Raw genomic sequence first — 26,725 nt, 5'->3', positions numbered from 1 at the left:
TAAATTAATTATCTGTGCCAGTCAAGCGCACTGCCATTTGAATTGTTTTCTGCCTTTCTTCCGGCTTCATAGGTCTTTCCTCCAGCAAATAACCGTCTGGCGTATAGTAACCTACTCTTCCTTCGTCTTGATCTATGAACTTGTAGCACTCACCTTTAATGTACTCACCGCCTTTTCTCAAATCATCAAGCATTTTTCCGATCCGTTCTTGCAGTGGCTTCATTTTCCCTTTGAAGTCAGCTTTAACTACATCAAAATTTTCTGTCAGTTCTTGCATCTGTATCTGAACTTCTACAAGGTTAGCCCGAAGCTCATTAGTTTCTTCCTGAGAGAACTTTGAGAGATAACTTTTCTCTACGACCTCATCGCAGCTATCACGTAAAATTTGCGCTCTTTGCTCCACTGGAGTATCAGCCAACATTATATCTTTCATTGCAAAATAAGTTTGATTATTAATGAATTGAAGTCTATTTGAAAGTGGTACTTATTCAAGAGAACAAACAGTAAGATTGCGATTCCTAATATGTTATCTATAATTCTCCATGTAAACCACTTCTTAGGGATAAGGCTTAAAACAATCAATGCAAGAAAACCTATCCATTGAGAGCTTATTAAACCTATGAAGCACAATATAAGGTAGATCCAGTTGCACATTCTCCAAACAGCGAAAACCGGGCTTATCTCAGTAAGATCGTTTTTGTCCTTATACTTTTCCACAGCAGCGAAAACTTTTTTGCAAGCTGCCAAATTCAGCACTTCAAAGAAAAGGCAGAAGGCTATCAGTATATAAAATATTGTTGTCATTCTTGCACCTTCTTTACATTAAACATCAAATAATCAAACCACAATTCAATGAATTGCTGCCCGAAATACTTTGCTTTCTCTCTTGATTCTTGCCAAAGCCGAGAGCCGACATACGCAGCCGTATGCGAGGGGGCGTTAGACGTATGCGCAAAACCGAAGCCCGCACGAACGTTTAGATCGTCAATAACTGGAATATACACAAGCCCTTCTGTTTCTTTGATTTCTCTCTCAGTCCACAAAGCAAACCAGGGGAAATAGAAACGGCTGCTACCGCTTGCATCCGGTTTAGGCTGGTAATTCTTACCCCACAAAGCCCGGCTGATTGTTTCAAGTTTGATTAAGGCAATAATCCCTTTTCTTACTCCAGCAGAACGCAAAGCCTTCTCATCAATAGGGGAACACTTTAAAGCAGCACACGCATCCTCATAACTTCGGATTGTCGTGTAATCATCAAGGGTAGGGGTTGGTTTCTTTTCACCTTTGCAGAACAAGGCTACCAACACGTTTTTCACTTCTTCACTTTTAGCAACGTCTAAAGCTGCCTTTACTTCAATCTCAGTAATTTCAATTACTTTCATCTTTTAAAGATTTTAATCGTTTGACAATTTTGTTAGTTAATCGTATCGCATTATCCACTCTGGTACTTCTACCTTCGTGTGGGATATTTTCTATTAGCACTGGAATAAGCCGGATAAGCTCATTTACCAAGTGATTGGGTATTTTCTTCATCGGCTTTCCTCCAGTTAGGATCGGGATCAGGTATTTCTATATTCAAGTATTCCAAAGCATACTCTCTGAGCTTCTCGCAATATGTTGAGAATGTTAACGTGTCCATTGTTGCAGTTGATCCGGGAAATTCTATAATCTCACCCGTATGTTTGTTTACTACTTTGTCTTTAGTCATTTGAGCCTTAAAAAACTCGTGTACTTGTTCCACGCTTGTAAACTCCCATCCGGCATTAAGCAACCCATCTAACAGCATTGGATAGATACACCCCCATAGCCAGCCGTTTTGATCGTTGGAACGTGGCTTCCTAACCTTTTTCACTATTACCTGGTAAATCCCATCTACCGAATGAGAAAACAAGTCGTATAACGGTCTAAGGTTGAATAGCCCACCCTTCTTTTCTATCAAAACTTTATTTGTCATATAGCTGTAGCTGTTTTTCTAAACTCTTTCTAACTGCGTGTATAGCTCCTTCTCTACCTTCAAGGCTTCTCAGGTAATCTTCCAGCTCCTTACGTGTTTCTGCGATATAGTAGCCTTCACTTGTGGCAATCAGCCCAATCACCATACCCGAAAGTCTAATATGGTTGATAATCTTTCTTATTCGTGGACTATCAATTTTACACCCATAAGACTTTAAAGCCGAACACATCGCTTTATTTGTAATCGCTTTATATTTACCTACCTTACCGTGAAGCCCTTGTACTATGAGAGGCAGAATAACTTTGTCCTCATAATCGGTTAGAGGTTTTGTTTGCTCTGAAAATCCTTGTATCATACCTAAAAATTGTTTAAGGTTATACTCAAACCTGGTTTAGCAGCATAAACCGCCTTTCCAGTAATTTTTTGCACCTCAGATACAAATAAATGCTCATCGCTGTTATTAGATGAGAGGTGTAAAAGAACTATGTTTGCAACGTTGCTCAAATCGTTTTCTTTTAGAGCTTGTTTGCAACTTTCCAGCTCCATGTGAGAAACCATTAATCTGTTTCTTTGTGTAGGAAGGACACGCCCGGCATTAATGCTTTCTATCAGTTTTGTATCAGAGTAATTACATTCAATCAGTATATGATTCAATCCAGAAAAAGTATATCCAGACTGGCAACTATCCGTTAAAAACATAATACTACCACAATCCGGGTGCTTAATGAAATAGCCAACACAAGGTACATCATGGAAAGCAGGGAAGGGGATCACCCGAAAACCACCAAGCAGATAGCCCGATCCTATTTTAATGGCTTTTACTCTGGAACCTTTCAATTCCTTGCTTTCTATCACTTCTGGAAGAGCCAATACATGAAAGCCACAATCTACCATTGCCTTAGCATATTTAGCATGATCGTTATGCTGATGAGTTATTAAGCAGCCTACGACTTTGCGAATATTGAAATCCAAAGCCTTTTTTACGTCTATGAAACGTATTCCAGCCTCGATAATCAAAGCCTCATTGCCGTTATCCAGTATGTAGCAATTACCACTGGACGAGCTGCCCAAAACTCTTAATTCCATTCCCATTAGAAACCTGGCTTATTTTCATTGGAAGCCGTTGCAGTATTGGCACTGGTATTAGAAACTTCCTCAAAGCTAACATCTGATACATCAAAACGTTGTGTTCCCATTGTGGGCATAGCGTCTGTATGCTCTTCCGCACCCTCAACATCATTTTCAAATGCTTGTTGCATTTCTATAGAGAGATAGCCGTATTTACTAAGTAAATTTCTGATAACGGTTTTGATAGCCATCCCATGAAAATTACCGAGCCATCCAACGGTTTTACTGTCTGCCGAGAAAGGCAGTTCGGCAAGTTTCATAAGGCTTTCTACGGTTGTTTCCTTCTTTAACCCTTTGGAGTAGCGTTTGGCGTGGGTAGCCATTTGTTCAACAGTCATGTACAACGTCTTAGAGAAGCCGTTAAGCAATTCAAAATAGCAGAAGTAACCTATGATCTTATCAGACTTCTTTTCTCCGTCAAAAGCGATCTCGCCAGTAAGTTTGTTCACTTTACGAACTTCACCATCAAAAACGACATCTGCGTTAATGGTACGGTATTGGTTGGATCTTTCCGCAAGCTGAATATAACCCTTGTACCCCAGTTGAAACGTTGGCTCCATAACCTTGATATACTTTTGGATAGGCTTACCGTCTGAGCCTATTTTGGGCTTACCTTTTTCGTCCAAATCATCTACTTTTTTGCTATTATTGAAGGGGATAATGAAAGCGTACCCCAAAGCCTTATTGATTGGCAACTTCAAAACAGCAGCTTTCAGACATTCCGCTACAACCGCTTTCGGCTCGCATAATTGTAAATTTGAATCCGAGTTGTATAGATCAATAATGGAAGCAACAAATGTGGAAGCATTCTTAGAAAGCGCATTTTTAAATTGTTCCATTACAGAAGGAGCGTTAAGCATAGTTTTCAGCACATCTATTTTTTTTGCCTGTGCTGGCATTTTCGTTGATTGGGTACTAACTACTTGTGTACCACTTGAATTTTCTTGTGTCATAAAATTATTATTTAAAGTTGTTTGTATTCTTCCATTGTTCCATTTCCGGCAACACGTATCATCAAAGATTTATCTTTGCTAACCACGAGGTTTATTACTTGCGACATGGTAGGTATAAGATCGTTCACACTTTCCCGATTATCAATGAAAATGGGTGCTGTGATACCTACAGATCGACATATAGCGTTTATTATATCCAGCCCAGCATTGATTTTTGAAGCATTGTTTACATCGGCAAACGGCACACCATCTACAGAGCAAAAGCAGGTTATAGCCTCATTCCCATTCAACTTTTCGCTAATAAACGAGAACTTAACCAAAGAGAACATTCCGTTAATACGTTCCATCAACTTGTTGTCTTTTTCTTTCTGGAAGTCTTGTACCAAAAACTCCAAACGTTCTTGTTCTGCCAGAGCTTCATTGTTTTTATCTCTTCTATCCTCCAGATCCTCAATAACTTTATTGGAACGTTCTATAGTATCACGTTTACCCAGCTTCTTATTCAGCTCATCTATAGCCTCAGAAAGAGTAGCCTTAGCTTCTTTCAACTCTGTTGTGTCTATAGGTTTGGCTTCTGCCTTTAACTGGTTTTCAAGATCTACGATTTCATTACTGAGAGAAAGCCAGGTAGGATCGGAAAGAATGATCTTTTGTGTATCTTGTTCTTCCGGCATATTCCCTTTACATTCATTGATATTATGCACCAATATTTCTTTCTCGTTACTCAACTGAGTTATAGCAGCTTGAATAATTGAACACTGCTTTTTAAGCTCTTCAACTTTTGCAGCTTTTTCCTTGCCTTCATTTTGCACTGCTTTCAGTCGGTTTGCCTTGTTGAGATTAAAGTTGTCCTGTAATTCTTGTTGCTTGGCTTGAATATCTTCTACCTCCAACTCTCTTTTACAAGTCGGGCAAATAAAAGCTCCTTCCGGGTACTGTAACGTTTCCGCATCTATGGCATAGAACTTACCTCTCAATACTTCCAAATCATTATTTAGAGCTTCGATAGTAGCTTTGATACGAGAATGATCCTCTTGTTTACGGGATATTTCAGCATCCTTGCTTTTAACTTGATATTCCAGCTTTGAAATATTATCCAGTACGTCATGGTAGGATTTATTGGCATTTTGTCTTATCTCATTTTCTCTTTGCGACTTGGCAAGTTTTTTGTTCCCGATTTGCTTTTGCAACTCAGATTTGGCTTTGAACTCTGCTTCTATCTGTTTGCTTTTATCGGCTAACTGGCTATCAATATCTTTAATTTTCTCTTTTTTGTCGGCTATTTCCTTCTCCAAAACCGCCCAGTCCTCACTTTCAGGCATTGCATCACGTACCGAATCAATTCTACCAGGAATACCCTTTAACTCATCTTTGATAGCTGATTTCTTAGAGGCTATTTCTTTTGCTAATTGCTCTAAGGTTCTGCCTGAAATAAGACTAATCAGCTCTTGAAACTTTGGATTGATATTGGCTACTTCCTCATTCGTAACGTTACCAGCCATTTCAAGCAACATAGCTTTCTGATCTTGCGCCTTCATGGTCGGGAAATATAACGGATTAGTAATCATTCTAAAAACATCTTCCGGCAAGATCGCTGCTACTTCCGCATCATACTCCTTTTTCGTTTTGAGTTTTACACCATTCAAATAAAACTCTGTAGCATGGTTTTGAAGGACACCAGCGTTTACACCACTTCCCCATTTTTCAACATAGTTACGTTGCAGTTCAACATCTCTACCATTGATAGACAATACACCAGTTACGCTATGTACAAGGTGTAAGATTGGTTTTCCATCTTCTCCCAACGTTTTAATGTTAAAGTTGGTATCAGCCCTATTCGTGCTGTCCTTCCCAAATAACAGCCACAAGAACGCATCTTGAAGCGTTGTCTTTCCTGTGCCATTTCCACCACAGATAAAGGTATTTTTATCTGTAAACTCTACTGTTAGATCCTGAATTTTCTTGAAATTCTTGAGGATCAATTTCTTTAAGAATACTTCTTTCATAATTTGTTTATATAAGTGTCTATTTTCTCTGTCTTTTCGATAGTTAATAATTCAGCTCTGGAGTATAGTATTTTGGAGCGTTTCTCTGCCCCATTCCTTGTAGGGTGTACAAGTTGCTGGCGTACCCACCGTTTTACACGAGCCTCACCGAATGATTTATAAGCCTCCCTTTGGGAAATGAGATCTTTTGCCGGAAATACCATTTTTGCGTAATTAGCTGCTCCAAGTTCTGCCATGTCACGACAAAGGTTTTTAAGCTCGTATAGCTCCAGTACAATACCCATTATCTACATTTCCTTTTCCGTAGTCTTTTAGCCCTCAACATTTTTCTGAAATAGTGCTGTACGCTTTCTGTATTGTACTGGTTATCTGTATAAAGTACATAGAACATCAGGAAGCACATAGCCGTAAATAGAAGTTGGTGCGAAGCTGAGAACGCAATAGCACATATCAAGCAAGTAACCCCTAAAGCACCGAATATGGAGCAACCAACCAAATTTAAAAACGTGTCCGAACTCATATCAATGTTGCATTATTGTTATTTGAATAAGTTGTTTTGCATAGCATACCGCATAAACTCAGGGAACGAGTGTACACCGACTTTTCTAAAACTGTTTTTTCGGTGATTATTAACGGTATTCAAAGAGATAAATAATTTGTCTGCTATTTCTGAATCTGATTTGCCTTCATAAAGCAGCCTCATCACTTCAAGCTGTCTATCCGATAGCTTTGAATTAAATTTGGGGGCGCAAATGATCTTATCGCTTTTACACTCGCCACGTAGAGGACACCCGACAAATTCAAAACGGAAATTCCAGTTCTCATCAATATCTATCACATTATCGTATAGACCAAAGTTGCACTTTATAAATCTCCGTACAGCCAAAAAATCACGGTAACGCTTATTTTCAGAACTCTTTGAGTAAATTTCCATTAAAGCCGTATAAGCCTCAGTATAAAATTCTCTCAGTATTTCCAAGAAAGCCTGGATAAACTCAGTATCACTTTCTCTAAGTTGCCTTTCCGCTTCACCTAAAGGACGCATAGTAACTTCGCCTTCTGGTGTGGTGTAAAATTCGATAGGTTTCATATTACGATGCTTCAGGGAATAAATACTTGGCAGGAACTTTAAACTCTTTCTCTAAAACAGATTGCGCCAACGCATCCGGCTTTTGTGTTCCAGCGATCCAACACCGCACGGTTTTTACGGACTTCTTAGTAATCTTAGCCACCTTTTCTACAAATTCAGTTTTAGGAGCTTTGATACTACTTCTTTCGGGCAAATTCTTATACATTTGCGTAAAAGTAGGATAGTCTTTTTCTGTTAATTCGCTCATTTTCATTTGAAATATTATCACTCCTATAGGTTATTTTGCCTATATTTGTGGTGTTATTACTTTTATTACGTTGCAAATATATGTAACATTGGTAATATTACCAAATAAATCTCGTAATATTTTAGTAATATTTCAAGGAATATTATCATGTTATATTTTAAAAAGTCAATAAATGATTGATTTAAAAAGACTTAGGAAAGAAAAAGAAATCACACAGAAAGAATTAGCTCAACTTCTTTCATGTGGGCAGAGCTTTATTGCCAACGTAGAGAATGGCAGAAGGGATTTACCACCCGTCAAAATTGAAATATTAGAAAAGAAATTTGGTAATATTTGCAGTTATATTACCAATAATATAGAAGAGATAAAGCCGATAGAAAATAAGCCTAAAACCATTGCGCCAAAACAACATTCACAGACTGAAAAAATGGAAGTATCTACAGATATTCTGTTTGCTGGTGCAGACGCTTTTTCCAGGCAGCTAATACAGCTAATGAACGAGAAGCTGATAGCACCCTATTCTATGATTACCGAGAAAGAAAAAGAGATAGAACGGTTAAATAGAGAAATAGGTCGCCTCGAAGCATTGTTAGAGGTAAGCAAAAAAATGAATGCCCAGCAGGAAGATGTTGCAAAATGTGCAGATGCCGTATAGTATTTGGCTTTAAACAGATTAAATATTAGAGTATGGAAGATTATAGCAAACTTGTAATAGAATTGTACAGAGAGCAATTCTTGGCTTATACAGTAGGTTTACCCGTAAACGTAGATAGCATTTTCAGTGTTCAAGATTGCCTTCTTAAAGCGATTGATAAAGCAAAGGTTAATAATGAGCCTACAGATTACCTGGTGAATTTGAAAAATGAAGTTGATTTTTTGAAGTACCAAATTCTAAGATAATGAATAATGCAGAAGCTAACAGACCTATTGCAAACCGTTTCTTTGAAGCCTTTGATGCTCTTGTGGCAATGGGTAAGATAAAAAGCGTGAGAAGCTATTGTGATCCCAACGGTGTAGATAGGCGAAATATGGAGTTACTTCGTAAAGATCCTACACGAAACTTACTACAACCATTTTGGCTGGTTCCTTTGATTACTGAATATGGTGTTAGCGCAAAATGGCTTCTTACTGGAAAAGGTAAGATGTTAGAAAAATAAAGCGATACTTTAAACAGTGTCGCTTTTTCTTTTCCCCTTAACAATCCCCTATATATACTCTATTATTAATATATAATCTTATTATTATATTATATATATACCCCCGTTTAAGTTTTGCTTAGGCAATTTGCTTAAGCAAAAGTGTTTTTTGTGCAAATCATCACAAAAGCCGTTTGCGCTATAACAAACTGATAATCAGTTATATATTAGTGGTTTGATATGCAGACATACGGACACAACAAATTTTGCTTAAGCAATTTGCTTAGGCAAATCTTCAAGCAAAAATAACATTTTGCTTACCTTTTTGCTTAGGCAAATTGCTTAACCAAATTGCTTAGGCATTTTGCTTAAGAAAAACGCAAAGCATTATACACCAACAAATTACACTTTATTGGTGTGCTGTTGTATCATCTTCATTTTGCCTAAGCAAATTGCTTAAGCAAAATAGTTTTCTTTGTACTTTTTCATTTATAGGCTCCTTAGTTTCGCTGATATTTATATTCACCAGGTTAATTACTTTCCTGTTCGCTTGATCTATAGGATCCCATGATTTTTTTATGTAGATGTCCGTTACCCTCATACTATCATCAACATGATTAAGAGAAGTATGTACGGTGTATTTATCTACTCCTGCATCATTTAAAGCTATAGTAGCCCATGAGTGCCGAGCTGCGTAAAACTCCAAATCATCTACACCAACTAACTTTCCTACTTTCTTTAACCCCTTGTTTAGAGCCGTACTGAAAGTATTTACATCTGCATACATCGTATAAAACCTGAATACCCTTTTTCCTGTAGGATCCCGATATTTATCTACAAGAGCTTGGTATTCTGGTTCTACTTTGATTGAGATTTCAGCTTTATCAATGCGCCTTTCTTTGGTTTTTATTCTTTGGTATGTAATACGTCCGTTCCTATAATCTGTACAATTATATAAGTCTATAGCATTCATGCCAATTAAACCAAAGCTCAGCAAGAACACATCTTTTGCAAAATTGAATCTATTAGTACCGGGCTGGAGTATCTTAGTATATTCCAAATTTGCAATAGCTTGTATTTGCTCAACCGTCAAAGCTCGCTTTCTCGTTGCCGGAAGTTTCGGGAAATCAATGTGAGAAAAAGGGGAATAAGGTATTCGGATAACTCCAGCATCCTCATCGTTGAACTCTTTTTTCGCTCTGTTGTATATAGCCCTCATCCTATTTAAATAGTTGTGAGTTACATACCCCCTTGTTACATTTGGCTGTTTGTTTATCCAATCAGCCCAATTTTGCAAAAACTTAGCTGTTATTTCGGATAACATAACCTTTTCCCGACCAACAAACTTAACCAATGATCTAACAGCACATATATAGGTATCTGCATTACCTCCATGTCCTGTTTCTTTCATTCGTTTTATTTCCTTCCAGGTGTAGGCTGCAATATCAAGATCAAATTTTTCATTCTCATTATCGGTAGTAATGATTCTGATAATTTGCTCCATAGTCATACTGGTTTGCCTTTCACCCCAACGATCCAAACGTTTACGATACGTCCTTATCATTTCATCAGTAAGATCTATGTAATGCTGATTTTTGATTTTAAAGGTTTTCTGGGTAATATCTTCCTTATATATAAAATAAGGTGTAGCCAGGTATCGCTTTTCTCCGTTGTGTGTTACACGTATCTTAATATTATAGGTTCCGTCCTTCTTTTTTTGATGGGCGTAAACCTCCGCTTTAAATGTTGCCATAACTTTTGTAGAATATTTGTAGAACTATTTACTGCAAAAGTACCTCACTTATGCGGATTATGCGGTAACACGATCACTACCAAAATCTGTCATTTTGTACCCCCGATGGGAATCGAACCCATATTTTCGGTTTAGGAAACCGACGTTCTATCCGTTGAACTACAAGGGCTTATGCAGATTTGCACAAATTTTCAAAGAACTATTGCCTATCATTCAAAGGATAGATTGGGCTGAAAAATCGGTTACTCTTTAGGAAACTTCTATTCTATCCGTTGAACTACAAGGGCAAGTTGATTGCAAAAATACTTCTTTTTCGGAATATCCCAATAATTTTGTTTAAAAAACTTGAGAGCTTCCTTTACAAATGAAATAACTACCTTTTTTATTTTGATTTTTAAAGGAAGTTCGCCAATTTTGCGATTAATGAATTTGTAAACTTTAAATGACATATTATGGCAGAAGAAATGATAATCAAGGAGCTGGATGATGTAGTTGTTCGCTTCTCTGGTGATTCAGGCGACGGTATGCAGCTGGCGGGAAATATGTTTTCCAATATATCAGCTGCCGAGGGAAATGATATCAGTACATTTCCAGATTATCCGGCCGATATCCGGGCTCCGCAAGGTACATTAACAGGTGTTTCTGGATTTCAGGTACATATAGGTTCTGGGAAAGTATATACTCCAGGAGATAAATGCGATGTGTTGGTTGCAATGAATCCTGCAGCATTGAAAACTCAGTATAAATTTTGTAAGCCTCAATCGGTTATTATAATTGATACAGACTCGTTTACAAAGCGTGACCTGGAAAAAGCTCAGTTTGTATTGGAAAATCCTTTTTCAGAGCTTGGTATTAAGAATGAGGTAGTGGAAGCTGCCATTACGACAATGTGTAAAGAAAGCCTGAAGGATAGTGGGTTGGACAATAAGTCTATTATGCGTACCAAAAACATGTTCGCATTAGGTTTAGTGTGCTGGCTTTTCCATCGTGATGTAAAGGTAGGTGAAAAGTTACTTCGTGAGAAATTTGCGAGAAAGCCGGAGATTGCAGAAGCTAATGTGAAGGTTTTATACGATGGTTATCATTTTGGAGAAAACACGCATGCTTCAGTTGCGATGAGCTATCTGGTTCCTAGTAAAGCTCAAAAAGAAAAAGGACGTTACATGGATATTAATGGCAATAAAGCTACGGCTTACGGGCTTATTGCTGCTGCAGAAAAGGCTGGATTGCAGCTTTACCTGGGATCATATCCTATTACTCCTGCGACAGATATCTTACATGAATTGGCAAAACATAAATCATTGGGAGTAAAAACGGTTCAGTGTGAAGATGAAATAGCAGGATGTGCTTCGGCTGTTGGTGCTGCTTTTGCCGGAGCTTTGGCTGTAACAACCACCTCCGGACCTGGAGTTTGTCTGAAGAGTGAAGCTATGAATCTGGCTGTAATTACTGAATTACCTTTAGTAATCGTTGATGTACAGCGTGGAGGACCTTCTACCGGACTACCTACTAAATCAGAACAGACGGATTTATTACAGGCTTTGTATGGAAGAAATGGTGAAAGCCCGATGCCTGTTATTGCTGCATCCTCACCTACAGATTGTTTTGATGCAGCCTATATGGCATGTAAAATAGCATTGGAACATATGACTCCTGTTGTTTTGTTGACTGATGCATATATTGCAAACGGTTCGGCAGCATGGCGTTTGCCTGACTTAGCTGAATATCCTGATATTCGTCCTCCTTATGTAACACCTGACATGGCTGGGGCCTGGACACCTTTCCAGCGTAATCCACAGACAGGCGTACGTTATTGGGCTACTCCAGGTATGGAAGGATTTATGCACCGTATCGGAGGATTGGAAAAAAGTAATGAAACGGGAGCTATCTCAACAGATCCGGAAAATCATAACCTGATGACGCGTCTGCGTGCTGAGAAAGTGGCTAAGATTGCTGATTCTATACCTGATTTGAAGGTAGAAGGAAATCAGGATGTAGATTTACTGATTGTAGGTTTTGGTGGAACATACGGTCATTTGCATTCGGCTATGGATGAGCTGAACAGACGTGGAAAGAAAGCTGCTTTAGCTCATTTTAAGTTCATCAATCCGTTGCCTAAGAATACAGAAGAAGTTCTTCGTCGATATAAAAAGATCGTTGTTGCAGAGCAGAATATGGGACAGCTGGCAGGTTATCTGAGAATGAAGATAGAAGGTATTCATTTGCATCAGTTTAATCAGGTAAAGGGACAACCTTTTGTTGTACAAGAACTGGTTGAAGCATTTACTAAATTAATGGAGGAATAGACAATGAGCGAAACAAAATATACAGCAGCAGATTATAAGGCAGGACAACCGCGCTGGTGTCCCGGATGCGGTGATCACGCATTTTTGAATTCCTTTCATAAGGCACTTGCAGAATTAGGAGTTTCTCCCCATGAAATTGCAGTTATTTCTGGTATTGGATGTTCGTCTCGTCTGCCTTATTATATGAATACATATGGTATGCATACGATTCATGGACGTGCGGCAGCTATTGCCACAGGTGCTAAAGTCGCTAATCCAAATCTTACTATCTGGCAGATTTCAGGAGATGGTGACGGACTGGCTATTGGAGGTAATCATTTTATTCATGCTATCCGTCGTAATGTAGATATTAATATTATATTACTGAATAATCGTATTTATGGACTTACCAAGGGGCAGTATTCTCCTACATCAGCTCGAGGTTTTGTCAGTAAGTCGTCACCATACGGTACAGTAGAAGATCCGTTCCGTCCAGCAGAATTATGCTTTGGCGCGCGTGGACGCTTTTTTGCCCGTTGTGTCGCTGTAGATGGAGGTCCGTCAGTAGAAGTATTGAAAGTAGCAGCTCGTCATAAGGGAACATCGGTAGTGGAGGTTCTTCAAAACTGTGTGATATTTAATGATGGTACTCATGATGCTGTCGCTAAAAAAGAAGATCGTGAACGCAATGCCATTTATCTGGAACACGGTAAACCTATGCTTTTCGGTCCGAATAAAGAGTTTGGATTAATGCAGGAAGGTTTCGGATTGAAAGTCGTTAAACTGGGTGAAAATGGAATTACGGAAAAAGATATTCTAGTACATGATGCTCATTGTGAAGATCATACACTTCAGTTGAAACTGGCTTTGATGGAAGGGCCTGATTTCCCGATTGCATTGGGAGTTATTCGTGATGTAGAAGCGCCTACATATGATGAATCTGTCGAAGCACAAATAGAAGAAGTTTCTGCGAAAAAGAAATATCATAATTTTGCTGAATTGCTTGCAACCAATGATACTTGGGAAATAAAATAAAGCGGAAGAAAAAAATAAGGAGTCAATATTATGGGGCTCCTTATTTTTTTTGTTTTTATTTATCCAAATTTTTGTATTATATCTTATAAAGTAGAATTATGATAAGAAGCATCAGTAATATGAAAATCTATCTGGCAAGTTTCTTGATAGCATGCTTTCAGGTTATGCTGGCTTCTAGTTCTTATTCTTCTTTTACAATAAACCATTTACAAGGACTCTCAAATAGCGCAGTTTTAAGCATCTTACAGGATAATCAGGGATTGATGTGGTTCGGTACCTACGATGGATTAAACTGTTATGATGGTAGAACGATAGATGTATTTCGTACTGATTTTTCCAAGGGCCTAACATTAGATAATAACATTATTTCTCGTATTCAGATTGCTTCAGATGACAAATTATGGGTGCAAAGCTATTCTGGAGTAAACTTATTTTCTACAGATTCTTTATCTGTTATCGATAATTATGTATTTCCAGATGAAGAAGTTATTGTATTTTCTAATCGGAAAGGTGACAGCTGGATTGTTGGAAAGCGGAATTTGTATTATTATAATACATATCATCGTTGCTTTGTGAAGGCCGGTGCAATGAGTTTAAATTTGGAGAACCTTCAACAAAGTGCTTATGTAGATGGACAAGGTGGACTTCATATAGTACCAGTTAATGATACTAAGATGATTCATTTTTCATTGAGTTCTTTTTCTGCTGATTCTTTGCAGACAAGTTTGGATGTTACATCTTCACCTTTACATTCCAAGGTTATAATAGTTCGTTAAAAATTCGCCAAGCCTAAGCGGCTCTGGCAGTAAATAAAATGAGTTCTTTGAAAAGTTTGTCAATAACTTGCATGTCTGGGTTAATCCCGAACACGCAAATAAATCGTTCAAGCATATAAGCATTGTGTATGAATGACTTGCAAGAGGATATGGAATAGGCTATTCCGAGCCTCTTACATGCCGCTTTGGCCAAGTTGACAGCTGCGAGCGATGCATTGAAGTGAAAATCCAACTTCCTGAAGTCGGTTGACTGGCAGTTGGTGATTCCTGCATGCTGCTTGCCATCTCTAAAGCAAAATTCCAGTTGGAACCTGGTTCTGTAATAATCCAGCACCTCACGTCCATCCATGGAATCGTCTGTAGAGAAGTAAAGCTGCCACTTGTCTGTCCTCCCGTCCATCGGATACCAGACGGCTAAGGAAACATACCTTTTGAGAGCTTTTGCATATACCCTCAATCCGTATAGCTTTCCTTTGTTCACCTCGTATTCCTTGCACCGGGTCAAATCCAGATTGGCAAAGTCAATCCTGCCGTCAAACCACTTGGGATGACCACGTTTTCCTGTTTTCTGCTCCAATGTCGGATAGTACAGGATTACGTCATTCCGAAAGCGGCTGATGACATGGAAATCGTTCTCACACATAGGTGTTATGAATGTTTCCTTGGAAAAGAATGCGTCTGCAACCACCGTTCTGGACAGGCTCTGTAGCTTGTCTTTTCTACTGATAAGATAGCTGCTGTACCAGTCAACGAGGCTCTTGTCCATATTATCCAAGGTCTTACAATCCGGCGTCTGAATGGAACCTAAAGTCATGCATTCATGATTGTCGATGTCAATGACACCGATGCCCATGATTTCCAGTCCACGCTTGTATTCTCCTGCACAACCGGACCAGAAGTAACCTATCCAAGGTGTCTTCTTGCCTGATTTGGGAATATAGGAAGGATCGATGGCGATGGCTTTTCTTTTGCCTGTGAGATGCTTGCTGATGATAGAGCCGTTGAACGCAAACCAGTCGAAAGTTTCATGCTCAAAAAGGTTACGATAAGTCTGTTCTGAGAAACAGCCATATCTGCCCAATTGGAGGAAGTTTATACGATCCGGGATGGCCATGAATAATTTCATGGTGTCCATGAACGTTTTTTCAAAAGGTTTTTGTATATTCGCTACTGATTTGAGAGCCGACAGGCACTCGGATTGGTATTGCATAAGGAGTGTTTCTTTAGTCATAATCAGAAGAGTTGAGAGACTTCTAATTTACTAAAAAACCAGCGAATTATGCAATACTTTTTTACCTTTATTATCAGCAGGTTAGCACATTTTTTCAGCACATTTCTTCATGCTTAACCATTCGTTTTAGACAACATTTCAATGACCTCTTTAGTGTTTCCGAACCGACTTTTGCCGGTTTTATTGTTTAACTTTTAATTTTTCGGTAAAAATTTACCGAAGTATTGAGGTTATAAAAAAGACTTTTATTCAAAGCGGGGTTATTTGTTTCATTGACGAAGCAGATGATTTGTATTTGTATGATGTTTCCAAGAAGTCTAAAGTATATATTCGTAATGTAGGGGAACTATATAGAAAGTATGGTAACTTCATGAACGTATTTCCTTTTTATGATGATATTCTGATAACTCTTCATACGGGTGGTATCCTTCGTCTGATGGCTTCTCAGCAATATACAGAAGATTTGATACGTGTAGATTTGCGTATATTTTCAGCTTATACAGATAATCAGCAAGGGATTTTATGGATGGGGACAGATGGAGCCGGTGTAGTGAAGTTTACTAAAAGAGATGCTCTGGTTACGAATTTAATGCTAAATCGCATGTCTTCATCTGTAAGTGGGCAGGTTAGAGGTATTATGACCGATCGTTACGGTACATTGTGGGTTGGAACTAAGGGAGACGGTCTGATACGTATACCTGATTATCAAAAAGAGATTGATCTTAAAACTCTTTCAGTTTATTCACCTAAAGGAAAATGGGCTTTGACTGATTATGTGCGCGGACCTAATTTCTATCCGGTATTTATGCTGAAGAAAAAGACTCAAGGAGATGATTTTTGGGTGGGAATGTCCGATTCGTTATTGTATTATTATTCTTATCAGTCTGATAAACTGATACGTGTGGGAGGCTCTATACGTTATCCGGCAGAAATACATGGCTTATATGAGGAAAATGATTCTGTTCTTTGGGTAGTAACGCTTGGCTCAGGTCTTATTAAGGTTGTGCTAGATAAATCACATGAAATTCCGGAGATCAAAAGATTCAGACGTTTCCGTTGTTTTGCAGAACAGAAAGAACTTGTAGAATATTCTTCTTTATGGGTACAAGGTGATTCTATTTTATGGCTGGGAAGTCGTGGACAAGGGTTAGTTCGGTTTGATATTCGAAAATATGAGTATCAGGTGTATTCCTTGCGTACGATGCTGGGAAAAGCTGTAGATGATGTCTTGTGTTTGTGTGAATATGATAACAATCACTTTTTTGTTGGTACTACAGCCGGTTTGGTTTCTGTTGCAATTAATGGCAGAAATATTGTGCCTTCATACATTGGTCGCGAACAAGGACTGGTTAATGAGATGGTACACGGCATTGTAAAAGACGATGCTGGAATATTATGGATGGGTACAAATAAAGGAATGATAAAATATGACCCTGTTAGTGGTGGATCTTATACGTATTATTATAGCAAGGGGATTGAAATAGGAGAGTTTAGTGATGATAGCTATTATCGTAGTCCCTATAATGGAGATCTTTTTTTAGGAGGAGTAGATGGACTATTGTATATGAATGATAGTCAGTCTTCTATTCCGGAATATTATCCTGAAGTAATTCTTCGTAAGCTGATTATTGATCGTGAGGAAGTTAACCTTAACAGGTTTTATTCGGCAGACAGAAAACAGATTCTGCTTTCTGAAGAACAGAATACGTTTTCTTTACAATTTGTAGCATTGGATTATCTTAATTCAGATATTGAATATGCTTATATTTTAGAGGGATATGATGAAAAATGGAGTCTTTTTTCTAAAGAAAATGAGGCTATGTTTAAAAATGTTCCCCTTGGGGAGTATTTACTTCGTATACGGTATAAGAAAGACGTATTGGATACTGTCTATAAGGAGTATTCTGTTGCTATTAAAATTGCTCCTTTCTGGTATCATACGATATGGGCATATTTGACTCTTGTCCTTTTGATAATTCTTTGTTTGGCAGGGTATATTTGTAAACTGCATAGGAAAGGATTCTTTGAACGTTTGGCGCGAGCATGGGCTGTATCGAAAGGATTGGGAGAAATTCAGCAGGAAAACTTATTGGTGAAAGCAAGTGCTTTAGGAAACTGGGTAGCATTTTTTCCTTATTGTAATCAGCCTGAACAGATTACATTTATACAAAGAATCATCGAGATAATAGAAGAGAATTTGGATAAAGAGGAGCTGGGACCAACTTTCTTGGCTGAAAGGATGCATATAAGTCCTCGTCAATTTTCTCGGAAGTTTAAAGATTTATCAGGAATTACTCCTAGTGATTTTATAAAGAAATACCGTATGGAAAAGGCTGCTCAACTTCTGTTGGAAACTGATATGTCTATTCAGGAGGTAATAGAAAGTATTGGTATTTCTAGTCGTCCGTATTTTTATAAGGAGTTTGCAGATAAATATGGGACTACTCCGAAAAATTATCGTGCACATCATAAGGCAGGAACATTGACTGAAAGTGAATCATAACTATAAAAGGAATACTTATATGGTGTTATAAGTATTCCTTTTTCTTGTGCTTGCCTGTTCTTAAATCTGTTTTCTGCTTTTTCTACTTTGTTCTCTAAATGTTTTATTGTAATTTTAATATGCTGTAAATCAGATTGTAATATTGTTCTGTATTTTGAATATGATTCTTTATTAGGACATTTTGATTTAGGGAGAAAGAATGTCTTTAAAGAGGAAAAAAATATAGTTATCTATTATTACTTTTACATATAGGATATTGGCTTAAATCTTAATTTTATATGCTTCGAAAAATACATTTTTGTTTGCTCGCCGGTTTAATCTTTACTCCGGCTTTCTCTCAACAGTTGGGATATATTCCTTTTGAAAAGAGTAGTACAGTTGTTTCCTCTACATTGGAATTTGCATATGATGACTGGACTATTTATCAGACTGCTTTAAGAGCAGGTAATGAAGAAATTGCTAAGCAGTATTATGCACGTGCATTGAATTATCGTAATGTCTTTGATAAGAAAAATGGCTTTGCCTGTCCGCGTTATACTGACGGTAGCTTCAAAAAAGATTTTGATCCTCTGCAAACACATGGAGAGGGTTTTATCGAAGGTAATTCCTGGAATTTTTCTTTCCATGTACCACATGATGTCTATGGTATCATGGATTTAATGGGAGGTGAAAAAGTTTTTCTAACTCGTTTGGATGAGCTTTTTGAAATGCATCTTCCTAAAAAATATTATGAAAAGAATGAAGATATTACGGAAGAAGGGCTGATTGGCGGATATGTGCATGGTAATGAACCAAGTCATCATATACCTTACTTATACGCTTGGACATCACAACCTTGGAAAACTCAATTTTGGACTCGTGAGATAATCGACCGTATGTATCGTAATGATATAAACGGGTTGGGAGGAAATGATGATTGTGGTCAGATGTCTGCCTGGTATATGTTTACGGTAATGGGATTTTATCCAGTATGTCCGGGAACAGATCAGTATGTATTAGGAGCTCCATATTTCCCTTATCTCAAACTGCGTTTACCTAATGGAAACATTTTGGAAATTAAAGCTGAAGGAGTGAGCGATACCCGACGTTATGTTCAGTCACTTACTATTAACGGCAAGAAATATGACAAATTATATATTACTCATGCAGATTTGTTGAAAGGAGGAGTCTGGGAGTTTAAGATGGGAACCTCACCCAACAAGAAAAGAGGACAAAAAGCAGAAAATAAGCCTTATTCATTAACAAACGGAATCAAATAGTATGAAAGCACAATTGTTATTAGCTGGTATAATATTAGGAATGAGTGGTATATCGGCTTGTACGGGGAACAAGAAAAATGTGATGACTGAAAAAGAGACAATGGAGGTCTGGAAAGATTATCCGGTTGGGCATATTGTATTTGATGATCAGGCTCCAGAGACAGAAGGATCAAAAGTTTATCATCGTATAATAACTAATCCTCAGGAGTATATTGCAGATCAGGCACGTACAGTACTTGCTACATTATATGATTCTCCGGCTGACAGTATTGTTCCGGTTGATACAATTCATTATTCTTTGCAGGATATAGAGGGTATTTCTGCAAAAGGAGGAGGTAATGGCGTTGTGAGCATTTTTTATAGTACTCGTCATATTGAAAACTCATTTGCAGCAAATGATACTGCTAAGCTGTTTTTTGAAACAAGGGGTGTTTTGTTACACGAATTGACTCATGCATATCAGCTGGAGCCTCAAGGGATAGGTAATTATGGAAGCAGTCGTGTTTTCTGGGCTTTTATAGAGGGAATGGCTGATGCAGTACGTGTTGCCAATGGAGGTTTTACTCCGGATGCTCGTCCTAAAGGTGGAAACTATATGGATGGTTATCGTACTGCCGGATACTTTTTTGTATGGTTAAGAGATAATAAAGATAAAGACTTTCTTCGTAAGTTTAATCGAAGTACACTTGAGGTTGTTCCTTGGTCATTTAACGGGGCTATAAAATATGCTTTAGGAGAGCAGTATGATATAGATGACTTGTGGTATGAATATCAAGTTGCAGTTGGCGATATTCAAGAAACAGAAAATCATTGATTATGAAAAAGATACTGAAAACAATCTTTCTATGTGTTTCTTTGCCGGTGTTTTCTCTTTCTGCAGAGAACTTAACTCAGTATGTCAATCCTATGATTGGTACAGATGGATATGGGAATGTATATCCAGGAGCGCAGATACCATTTGGAGGAATACAGATTAGTCCAGACACAGATGCAAAATTTTATGATGCAGCAGCTGGATATAAGTATAATCATACCTCTATTCTAGGATTTAGTCTGACGCATTTAAGTGGAACAGGGATTCCCGATTTGGGCGACTTCCTGTTTATTCCAGGTACAGGAGAGATGAAGCTTGATCCGGGTACACGTGAGAATCCTACAGAAGGTTACCGTTCTCGTTATTCTCATGATAGAGAATGGGCATCACCTAATTATTATGCTGTAGAATTGTCCGATTATGGTGTGAAAGCTGAAATGACAGCTGGTCTTCGGAGTGGAATGTTTCGCTTTACCTATCCCAAATCGGAGCAGGCATTTATCATGATTGATATGAACCATACCTTGTGGCAAAGTTGTGAATGGTCGAATTTACGTATGGAAAACGATTCTACATTGACAGGGTATAAGCTTGTGAAAGGTTGGGGACCGGAGCGCCATGTATATTTTACAGCCGTGTTTTCAAAGAAGCTGAAAAATTTGCGTTTTATGCAAGATAAGAAACCGGTCATTTACAACACATCTCGTTTCAGAAGCTGTTATGAAGCTTGGAGAAAGAATCTGATGGCATGTATATCTTTTGAAGCAGCAGAAGGAGAAGAAATCATAGTGAAGACGGCTGTTTCTGCTGTCAGTACAGCCGGAGCAACTTTGAATTTGCAAGAACTGAACGGAATGACTTTCGATAGTCTGCGCGAGAAAGGTGTTTCTTTGTGGGAGCAGGAACTTGCGAAATATCAGATTGAAGCAGAACCGGAATTTGTTTTGATAGTTGACTGTTTCTTAAAAAGACTTATTCTTTTTCTCCATAGCACAAATCACCGGCATCACCTAGTCCCGGTACGATGTATGAGTGTGCGTTCAATTCCGGATCTACAGCTGCACACCATACTGTTGTTTTGTCCTGAGGAAATACTTTCTGTACGTGTTCCACTGCCTGTCGGCTGGCAATAACCGATGCTATATGTATGTGTGCTGGTTCACCTTTAGTAAGCAATGCTTTGTAGGCGAGCTCCATTGAACCACCTGTAGCCAGCATCGGGTCTACCAGAATCAGCGTCTTTCCGTCCAAACGCGGAGAGGCAATGTACTCGATATGGATATCAAAATTGTCGGCATCTATGTATTTGCGATAAGCCGAAACAAAAGCATTCTCAGCGCGGTCGAAATAGTTAATGAATCCCCGGTGCAGCGGCAGTCCGGCACGCAGGATAGTAGCAATGACAGGCTGTATAGTAGGAACGTTTTCGGTTGCCATGGCTAAAGGTGTCTGTATCTCCAGCGGTTGATAAGGAAGATCACGGCTGATTTCGTATGCCATGATTTCTCCGACACGTTCGATATTGCGGCGGAAACGCAGGCTGTCACCTTGTATATTTACATCGCGAATCTCTGCCAGATACTGGTTTAGAATACTATTATTCCGGTTCAGTTCTACAATTTTCATAGATTGTTTCTCTTTTTTTGATTGTTACATGTTTATGCCGCAAATATACGGATAATTCATGAAAGATATGGAAGAATGGATATCTATCAATTTAAATACTATACTTATTATTCTAGGTGGTAATATTCGTAGTTGCAATGTCGAAATGACAGATTTGTTACACAAGTATAAATCTTTAGTTTATTACGGATTTTTTTCTGTAATAACTTCTTTAGTTTAAAAATAAACTACTACTTTTGTATCGCCAAAGACGAGGAGGACTGAACTCACTGGTCTATTGGATGGTATAAACGGAAAACTAAACATTTGATATAATAACCAAATTAATCATTTGAACAATGGCAAATTTAGATCTTACTAAGTACGGTATCACTGGAACCGTAGAAATCGTACACAATCCTTCTTACGATGTATTGTTTGCAGAAGAAACAAAAGCTGGTTTGGAAGGCTTCGAAAAAGGTCAGGTAACTGAACTGGGTGCAGTAAACGTAATGACTGGTATCTACACTGGTCGTTCTCCTAAAGATAAATTCTTGGTAAAAGACGCTACAAGTGAAAATACTGTATGGTGGACTTCTGAAGAATATAAAAACGACAACAAGCCTGTTACTACAGAAACTTGGAATGTATTGAAAGACTTGGCTGCAAAAGAATTGTCAAACAAGAAATTGTTCGTTGTTGATGGTTATTGCGGTGCTAACGAAGCTACTCGTTTGAAAGTTCGTTTTATCATGGAAGTTGCATGGCAGGCTCACTTCGTAACTAACATGTTCATCCGTCCTTCTAAAGAAGAATTGGAATCATTCGAACCTGACTTCGTTGTTTACAACGCTTCTAAGGCTAAAGTTGAAAACTACAAAGAACTGGGTCTGAACTCAGAAACTGCAGTTGTATTCAACTTGACTACTAAAGAACAGGTTATCCTGAATACTTGGTACGGTGGTGAAATGAAGAAAGGTATGTTCTCTATGATGAACTACTTCAACCCATTGCGTGGTATCGCTTCAATGCACTGCTCTGCTAACACTAACATGGACGAAACTGAATCAGCTATCTTCTTCGGTTTGTCTGGTACAGGTAAGACAACTTTGTCTACTGACCCGAAACGTAAGTTGATTGGTGATGACGAACACGGATGGGATAACGAAGGTGTATTCAACTACGAAGGCGGTTGCTACGCTAAAGTTATCAACTTGGATAAAGAATCAGAACCAGATATCTATAACGCTATCAAACGTGACGCTTTGTTGGAAAACGTTACTGTTGACGCTGAAGGTAAAATCAACTTCGCTGATAAGAGCGTAACAGAAAATACTCGTGTTTCTTATCCTATCCACCACATCGAAAATATCGTTAAACCGGTATCTAAGGGTCCTCACGCAAAACAAGTTATCTTCTTGTCTGCTGATGCATTCGGTGTATTGCCTCCAGTATCTATCCTGAACCCAGAACAGGCTCAGTACTACTTCTTGTCAGGATTTACTGCTAAGTTGGCTGGTACAGAACGTGGTATCACTGAACCGACTCCGACATTCTCTGCTTGCTTCGGTGCTGCTTTCTTGTCATTGCACCCAACTAAATATGCAGAAGAATTGGTTAAGAAGATGGAAATGACTGGTGCTAAAGCATATTTGGTTAACACTGGTTGGAATGGTACTGGTAAGCGTATCTCTATCCGCGATACTCGTGGTATTATCGATGCTATCTTGGATGGTTCTATCGAAAAAGCTCCTACTAAGACTATTCCTTACTTCGATTTCGTTGTTCCAACTGAATTGCCGGGTGTTGATCCGAAGATCTTGGATCCTCGTGACACTTACGAATGTGCTTGTCAGTGGGAAGAAAAAGCAAAAGACTTGGCTGGTCGTTTCATTAAGAACTTCTCTAAGTTCACTGGAAACGAAGCTGGTAAGGCTTTGGTTGCTGCTGGTCCGAAATTGTAATTTGAATATAAAGTTACAAAATAACCAACGTAAGAGGGTACTCGAAAGAGTATCCTCTTATTTTTTTATCTGGTGGAATGATGAAATAGAGTAGTGCTTCTGAATTTTCTAAAAGAAATATGTGTAAATAGCGGAGAAAAAATTATTTTTATGCCAGATTGAAAATAAATTTCAATTTTTTCTGTTGATTTATCGATATATTGCGTAAAATAACGCTGGAAAGAAAATTTCTAATTTAAATAAGACAGATTGCTTATGAGAAACTTAAAACAAACAGCTTTTGCTGTGTTATTATTGCCATTGATGGCATGTGGAGGAGGAGCACAGCAACAGGCTCCGGCAGAAACTCCTGTACAGGATAGCTTGAAAAATCAGGTAGTAGAAACAATCATGACACGTCGTAGTGTTCGCCAGTATAAACCTCAGGCGGTAGAGCGGGAAAAGATGCAAACGATTGTAGAATGCGGAATCAATGCTCCAAATGCAATGAATAAGCAACCTTGGGAAGTACGTGTTGTAGATAATGCTGATTATATCAATGGAGTAACAGAATTATATAAGAAAGCCAATCCGAAAGCAGCTGAAGATCCGGCATTCAAGAATATGTTCCGTAATGCTCCTACAGTGGTGTTCATCGGTCATGATACGAAATCGGAAAGTTCTCCTTTCGATTGTGGTCTGCTTGCTGAAAATATGATGATTTCAGCATGGTCTATGGGTATTGGCAGTTGCTGTTTGGGAAGTCCTGCTCGTTTTATGAAGACTCCTGAAGCTGCCGAATATTTGCAGAAATTAGGATTTAGTGAAGGATATGAATTGCTGTATTGCATAGGATTCGGTTATCCTGATGAGGCTCCAGCTGCTAAACCGCGTGAAGCTGCAAAAGTGAAATTCGTGGAATAATGAAATGATACATCGGGAAACATGTATAACTAAGAAATATGTCTGAAGTTTGGATTCTGTGAAAAGCCTATAAGTTATTCATGTTACAAATAAAAATAGCTCTGACTTCCCCTGTTTTGGAGATGGCAGAGCTATTTTTGTTTATTGTTGCAGAGATTAAATTGAGGAAACAATGTCCGTTAAACATAATGTTTATACTGCTACCTTTCTCCCAAATCATCGTAGGAGCTTTGTAGGATAGCCTTTCCACGCAAGATTCGGTTTTCATCAGGTGAAGGTATCTCCAGCATCGGGCGGTCGGCATTAATGTCTACTAATGTTACTCCTGTGCTGTCGGCAAATGCAAAACCTCCTCCAAATGTCCAATAGGCAAACGGATAAGTATATGCTGTACTCAGTATGTTTCGGCTGAAGTTAAATTCACTGTGGTCGATGCCGAGTTGAGCAAGTAAGGTCGCAGCCAGATCGCTTTGGTTCATCACTTGATTTATTACCATCGGTTGCTTGACTGCTCCTCCTAGCCAGAGCATTGGAATATGATGTATCCGTGCGTCGTGTCCGTTTCCTTCGGCTGGATAATAGAATCCATGGTCGGGCAGACAAACGATAAGCAGATTGTTCCAAACAGGAGTTTTGCGTATACGCTCTACGAACTCTCCGAGGCAATGGTCGGTAAAAGCAAAAGCATTTGGTTGCTTTTCCTTCAGCCGGTGATAGGGTACTTCAAAAGGTTCATGACTGCTCAGAGTAAGAAAAGCGGTATGCCAGGGGGAGGCTCTTCGGTCTTTTATCATCTGATAGAGATGATCGAAGGTTATATCATCGTTGACTCCCCAAGCGTTCTGGTGCTGACTCATGGGGAAATCGGTATCAGCGGTCAGGTTCTGATATCCACTTTCCAGCAGATAGCTTTTCATATTGGTAAAATTAATATCACCGCCATATAGAAAGTCTGTATGATACCCTTCTTTTGCCAGTTTCCCGGCGATAGAAGGCAATGTACGACTCTTGGCTGGTATTTTCATTACCGATAGATCTGGAAAGCTCTGATAGCCGCTAAATGTGCAAATCGTTCCTCTGTCTGTCCGGAAGCTATTGGCATAGCATTGCGTAAACCAAATTCCTTCTTTTGACAAACGGTCTATATTAGGGCTGGCGCCTTTCACGCCTCCCAGCGATTCTACCATGGTGGCACCGAAACCTTCCATCAGGATAATCAGGATATCCGGACGTTTGGTATTTAGTAATTCTACTGTGTTTTCTCCTCCGGTAGGATAAAGATTATCGAACAGTTCCTTACGGTGTGTCTCATCGAAGTAGTTGAATTGTTCTGAGTAGTTTTTTGTTTTTCCGGCTGAAGCTATCAGGCTGAAAGCTGGATTTACGGCAGAATGGTTTAAAAACTCATCGTTGCAGAAATATACCTGACCGATGTTGGAGGTTGATTCACTCACTCCTCCACGTATGATGATAAAAAGTACTCCTCCCAGCAGAATTGTGGCAAGTGTACCAGTTGTTTTTCTGTTGGCTGGAGGCAGATATCGGGGAGTAATCCGATAAAGTATCCAGGTTACAAATCCAGAAAGCAACAGGATGACAAGTATCCGTAGTATAATAAAACCGGTAGATACACTTGCCATAGCATTTTTCGGAGAGTCCAGATACAAAAAGACAGAGGCGTCAAGTTTGAAGTTCCAAAAAGGGTAGAGGCACATGTCGCCTACAAAGATCAGTGAAATCAGTAGGCAGACAATGGCGTAGTATCCTACAAGTAGTTGACGGAGAGGAAATTTCTTGAACCATATACTAATGAGTATGGTAAGCCATGGGATGGCAGTAAGATACCCTGTAGTAGCAGCGTCGAGACTCATTCCGTGAAACATTACCTGCAAGTAGCTGCTAAATGGAACCAGTCGTCCGGGCGCATCATTATAAAGCATGAAAAAGGGTTTTTGCAGTATGAAGAAAATAAATATAACTGCAAAGACCAATATCAGGTACGCGATTCTTTTTTTCATATATTGTTGAATTTGTGAGTACAAAGATACATATTTTTATAGTGTGGAGAGGCTTCTTTCATTTA

Annotated in this window: 24 protein-coding genes, 1 tRNA gene and 2 pseudogenes; 12 read left to right on the top strand and 15 right to left on the bottom strand. The window is 38.7% G+C overall.

The window, feature by feature from the left end; all coding sequences use genetic code 11:
* Window positions 1-4: 4 nt before the first annotated feature.
* The 10 genes from ACDG22_RS02295 to ACDG22_RS02250 form a co-directional block, all read right to left on the bottom strand.
* Window positions 5-433, bottom strand: coding sequence for a hypothetical protein (locus tag ACDG22_RS02295; RefSeq protein WP_005850371.1), 429 nt, complete (start codon window positions 431-433; stop codon window positions 5-7).
* Between the two features lie 367 nt (window positions 434-800).
* Complete coding sequence (locus ACDG22_RS02290) at window positions 801-1,382, bottom strand: hypothetical protein (RefSeq protein WP_270668884.1); 582 nt, start codon at window positions 1,380-1,382, stop codon at window positions 801-803.
* A gap of 119 nt (window positions 1,383-1,501) precedes the next feature.
* Window positions 1,502-1,954 (bottom strand): hypothetical protein, encoded by a 453-nt coding sequence (locus ACDG22_RS02285; RefSeq protein ID WP_005850376.1) that lies wholly within the window; start codon window positions 1,952-1,954, stop codon window positions 1,502-1,504.
* The gene (locus tag ACDG22_RS02280; RefSeq protein WP_005850378.1) at window positions 1,944-2,309 is read right to left on the bottom strand and encodes a hypothetical protein; all 366 of its coding nucleotides are present in this window, start codon (window positions 2,307-2,309) and stop codon (window positions 1,944-1,946) included. The genes ACDG22_RS02285 and ACDG22_RS02280 overlap by 11 nt, the downstream gene beginning before the upstream one ends.
* A gap of 2 nt (window positions 2,310-2,311) precedes the next feature.
* Window positions 2,312-3,046, bottom strand: a complete 735-nt coding sequence (locus ACDG22_RS02275) for an MBL fold metallo-hydrolase (protein ID WP_005850380.1) — start codon at window positions 3,044-3,046, stop codon at window positions 2,312-2,314.
* The gene (locus ACDG22_RS02270; RefSeq protein ID WP_050440888.1) at window positions 3,046-4,035 is read right to left on the bottom strand and encodes a recombinase RecT; all 990 of its coding nucleotides are present in this window, start codon (window positions 4,033-4,035) and stop codon (window positions 3,046-3,048) included. Before ACDG22_RS02270 ends, ACDG22_RS02275 begins: the two co-directional genes overlap by 1 nt.
* Before the next feature lie 11 nt (window positions 4,036-4,046).
* Window positions 4,047-6,041 carry an ATP-binding protein gene (locus ACDG22_RS02265; RefSeq protein WP_117875679.1) on the bottom strand — a complete coding sequence of 665 codons (1,995 nt, stop codon included), beginning with the start codon at window positions 6,039-6,041 and terminating at the stop codon, window positions 4,047-4,049.
* The gene (locus tag ACDG22_RS02260) at window positions 6,038-6,277 is read right to left on the bottom strand and encodes a hypothetical protein (protein WP_022400732.1); all 240 of its coding nucleotides are present in this window, start codon (window positions 6,275-6,277) and stop codon (window positions 6,038-6,040) included. The genes ACDG22_RS02265 and ACDG22_RS02260 overlap by 4 nt, the downstream gene beginning before the upstream one ends.
* Window positions 6,278-6,579: 302 nt before the next feature.
* Window positions 6,580-7,131 (bottom strand): response regulator transcription factor, encoded by a 552-nt coding sequence (locus tag ACDG22_RS02255; protein WP_005850390.1) that lies wholly within the window; start codon window positions 7,129-7,131, stop codon window positions 6,580-6,582.
* 1 nt (window position 7,132) lies between these two features.
* Window positions 7,133-7,378 (bottom strand): hypothetical protein, encoded by a 246-nt coding sequence (locus tag ACDG22_RS02250; RefSeq protein WP_005850392.1) that lies wholly within the window; start codon window positions 7,376-7,378, stop codon window positions 7,133-7,135.
* 172 nt (window positions 7,379-7,550) lie between these two features.
* Between ACDG22_RS02250 and ACDG22_RS02245 the strand changes: the two genes are divergently transcribed.
* The 3 genes from ACDG22_RS02245 to ACDG22_RS02235 are packed head-to-tail and all read left to right on the top strand — an operon-like array spanning window position 7,551 to window position 8,535.
* Window positions 7,551-8,033 carry a helix-turn-helix domain-containing protein gene (locus ACDG22_RS02245; protein WP_270668886.1) on the top strand — a complete coding sequence of 161 codons (483 nt, stop codon included), beginning with the start codon at window positions 7,551-7,553 and terminating at the stop codon, window positions 8,031-8,033.
* A gap of 32 nt (window positions 8,034-8,065) precedes the next feature.
* Complete coding sequence (locus ACDG22_RS02240; RefSeq protein ID WP_005850396.1) at window positions 8,066-8,278, top strand: hypothetical protein; 213 nt, start codon at window positions 8,066-8,068, stop codon at window positions 8,276-8,278.
* The gene (locus ACDG22_RS02235) at window positions 8,278-8,535 is read left to right on the top strand and encodes a hypothetical protein (protein ID WP_016274541.1); all 258 of its coding nucleotides are present in this window, start codon (window positions 8,278-8,280) and stop codon (window positions 8,533-8,535) included. Before ACDG22_RS02240 ends, ACDG22_RS02235 begins: the two co-directional genes overlap by 1 nt.
* 388 nt (window positions 8,536-8,923) lie before the next feature.
* On the opposite strand, the gene ACDG22_RS02230 is transcribed toward ACDG22_RS02235, so the two are convergent.
* Together ACDG22_RS02230 and ACDG22_RS02225 are read right to left on the bottom strand one after the other, a co-directional pair.
* Entirely contained in the window at window positions 8,924-10,267 is a 1,344-nt protein-coding gene (locus tag ACDG22_RS02230; protein WP_149922852.1) for a phage integrase SAM-like domain-containing protein, read from the bottom strand.
* 97 nt (window positions 10,268-10,364) lie between these two features.
* A tRNA-Arg gene (locus ACDG22_RS02225) sits at window positions 10,365-10,436 on the bottom strand.
* A gap of 283 nt (window positions 10,437-10,719) precedes the next feature.
* Between ACDG22_RS02225 and ACDG22_RS02220 the strand changes: the two genes are divergently transcribed.
* The 3 genes from ACDG22_RS02220 (at window position 10,720) to ACDG22_RS02210 (ending at window position 14,363) form a co-directional block, all read left to right on the top strand.
* On the top strand, window positions 10,720-12,573 hold the full coding sequence (locus tag ACDG22_RS02220; RefSeq protein ID WP_007567193.1) for a 2-oxoacid:acceptor oxidoreductase subunit alpha: 1,854 nt from the start codon (window positions 10,720-10,722) through the stop codon (window positions 12,571-12,573).
* Window positions 12,574-12,576: 3 nt separating this feature from the next.
* On the top strand, window positions 12,577-13,587 hold the full coding sequence (locus ACDG22_RS02215) for a 2-oxoacid:ferredoxin oxidoreductase subunit beta (protein WP_177593711.1): 1,011 nt from the start codon (window positions 12,577-12,579) through the stop codon (window positions 13,585-13,587).
* A gap of 119 nt (window positions 13,588-13,706) precedes the next feature.
* Window positions 13,707-14,363 carry a ligand-binding sensor domain-containing protein gene (locus ACDG22_RS02210; protein ID WP_270668887.1) on the top strand — a complete coding sequence of 219 codons (657 nt, stop codon included), beginning with the start codon at window positions 13,707-13,709 and terminating at the stop codon, window positions 14,361-14,363.
* 13 nt (window positions 14,364-14,376) lie between these two features.
* Here the strand turns inward: ACDG22_RS02210 and ACDG22_RS02205 are convergent, their stop codons facing one another.
* Window positions 14,377-15,594 carry a transposase gene (locus tag ACDG22_RS02205; protein WP_007571179.1) on the bottom strand — a complete coding sequence of 406 codons (1,218 nt, stop codon included), beginning with the start codon at window positions 15,592-15,594 and terminating at the stop codon, window positions 14,377-14,379.
* Between the two features lie 370 nt (window positions 15,595-15,964).
* On the opposite strand from ACDG22_RS02205, the gene ACDG22_RS02200 reads away from it, so the two are divergent.
* The 4 genes and pseudogenes from ACDG22_RS02200 to ACDG22_RS02185 all read left to right on the top strand — a co-directional run.
* The gene (locus ACDG22_RS02200) at window positions 15,965-18,097 is read left to right on the top strand and encodes a helix-turn-helix domain-containing protein (RefSeq protein WP_270673117.1); all 2,133 of its coding nucleotides are present in this window, start codon (window positions 15,965-15,967) and stop codon (window positions 18,095-18,097) included.
* 341 nt (window positions 18,098-18,438) lie between these two features.
* Window positions 18,439-19,356: pseudogene (locus tag ACDG22_RS02195) on the top strand (GH92 family glycosyl hydrolase); the annotation flags it as partial.
* A gap of 40 nt (window positions 19,357-19,396) precedes the next feature.
* A complete protein-coding gene (locus ACDG22_RS02190) occupies window positions 19,397-20,170 on the top strand; it encodes a basic secretory protein-like protein (RefSeq protein ID WP_370858849.1) in 774 nt (257 codons plus the stop codon).
* Between the two features lie 2 nt (window positions 20,171-20,172).
* A pseudogene (locus ACDG22_RS02185) lies at window positions 20,173-21,102 on the top strand (GH92 family glycosyl hydrolase); the annotation flags it as partial.
* 40 nt (window positions 21,103-21,142) lie between these two features.
* On the opposite strand, the gene upp reads toward ACDG22_RS02185, so the two are convergent.
* The gene (upp, locus tag ACDG22_RS02180; protein ID WP_118485289.1) at window positions 21,143-21,796 is read right to left on the bottom strand and encodes a uracil phosphoribosyltransferase; all 654 of its coding nucleotides are present in this window, start codon (window positions 21,794-21,796) and stop codon (window positions 21,143-21,145) included.
* A gap of 338 nt (window positions 21,797-22,134) precedes the next feature.
* Between upp and pckA the strand changes: the two genes are divergently transcribed.
* On the top strand, window positions 22,135-23,739 hold the full coding sequence (pckA, locus tag ACDG22_RS02175; RefSeq protein ID WP_270230529.1) for a phosphoenolpyruvate carboxykinase (ATP): 1,605 nt from the start codon (window positions 22,135-22,137) through the stop codon (window positions 23,737-23,739).
* Window positions 23,740-23,994: 255 nt separating this feature from the next.
* Window positions 23,995-24,642: a nitroreductase family protein gene (locus ACDG22_RS02170; protein WP_022125788.1), complete on the top strand. Its 648-nt coding sequence runs from the start codon at window positions 23,995-23,997 to the stop codon at window positions 24,640-24,642.
* A 200-nt stretch (window positions 24,643-24,842) separates the two neighbouring features.
* Here the strand turns inward: ACDG22_RS02170 and ACDG22_RS02165 are convergent, their stop codons facing one another.
* A complete protein-coding gene (locus ACDG22_RS02165) occupies window positions 24,843-26,660 on the bottom strand; it encodes an LTA synthase family protein (protein ID WP_270669115.1) in 1,818 nt (605 codons plus the stop codon).
* Between the last annotated feature and the right edge of the window lie 65 nt (window positions 26,661-26,725).

Origin of the sequence: Phocaeicola coprocola (genome assembly GCF_041333015.1) — a bacterium.
GTDB classification, from domain to species: Bacteria; Bacteroidota; Bacteroidia; order Bacteroidales; family Bacteroidaceae; genus Phocaeicola; species Phocaeicola coprocola.
The sequence above is the reverse complement of the archived record's forward strand: the minus strand, read 5'-3'. Positions and strand labels throughout refer to the sequence as shown.